Genomic DNA, 546 nt, shown 5'->3' with positions numbered 1-546 from the left:
TGCGGTCTTGTTCATGGTGAAACTCCGGTGAAATTCAAAAAAATGAGGGCGATGTACTTGGAAATACGCAGCAGGAGAGGGCCTGGATTCAGCGAATCAAGCGCTGATCAACCACGCTCACCCGAAGGGATCTGGCCGGTGCGCACGGCATCGGCGGCCTGGGCACGCACGGCGGCGCGGTCGGCCGTGGATTGATACGTCACCACACGCGAACCTGCGGGCTCGATGGAGCGGGTCTGGGCCACGGTGGCGGCTTCGGCGGCCACTTCGGCGCGGGTGCGGTTCGTCTCGAACTTCGTGGCGAACTGCGAGGCATCGGCTTCGTCGGCCTGGGCACCGAAAGAAGCGAAAGCAGCCACGGCGGCGATGGAGAGGAAGTGGGCGGTCTTGTTCATGATGAAAATCCTTGAAATTAAAAAGCGTCTCAGAAAAACCGGGACAAAGCGGAAAGTGACAACTGCTTCAAACCGGGTTCGGTGAGTCGCCTTGCGGGTTCGGCTCATCGATGGGATGAACTGTACGTGGATGGGACGCGAAGAAAAACCA

Annotated in this window: 1 protein-coding gene; it reads right to left on the bottom strand. The window is 59.2% G+C overall.

All coding sequences use genetic code 11. From position 1 onward, the window contains the following. Positions 1-107: 107 nt before the first annotated feature. On the bottom strand, positions 108-395 hold the full coding sequence (locus AC1RVY_RS26500; protein WP_492809135.1) for a DUF4148 domain-containing protein: 288 nt from the start codon (positions 393-395) through the stop codon (positions 108-110). Positions 396-546 lie beyond the last annotated feature (151 nt).

This window comes from Acidovorax sp. GW821-FHT11A03 (assembly GCF_058809075.1).
Note: the sequence above shows the minus strand (reverse complement) of the source record. Positions and strands in the feature narration are given on the sequence as shown.